Source organism: Shewanella sp. AS16 (assembly GCF_021412365.1).
Lineage (GTDB): Bacteria > Pseudomonadota > Gammaproteobacteria > Enterobacterales > Shewanellaceae > Shewanella > Shewanella salipaludis.
Genome location: NZ_JAKCLK010000212.1, coordinates 1 through 298, shown reverse-complemented (window position 1 = coordinate 298; position 298 = coordinate 1). Strand labels below are relative to the sequence as shown.

1 pseudogene is annotated in these 298 nt (G+C 53.0%); it reads left to right on the top strand.

Features of this window, described 5'->3' with window-relative positions:
- Window positions 1–14 precede the first annotated feature (14 nt).
- Window positions 15–298, top strand: a pseudogene (locus LZP73_RS20045) (DNA polymerase III subunit delta'); the annotation flags it as partial.

Here is a 298-nt window from a genome sequence, read left to right as displayed (position 1 = left end):
GTGGATGTCAGTTGATGCAGGCTGGCACACATCCCGATTACTACACCCTGGCTCCCGAAAAAGGGAAAAATGCGCTGGGCATTGATGCGGTACGTGAGGTCACCGAAAAGCTGAATGAGCACGCACGCTTAGGTGGTGCGAAAGTTGTCTGGGTAACCGATGCTGCCTTACTAACCGACGCCGCGGCTAACGCATTGCTGAAAACGCTTGAAGAGCCACCAGCAGAAACGTGGTTTTTCCTTGCTACCCGCGAGCCAGAACGTTTACTGGCAACATTACGTAGTCGTTGTCGGTTACA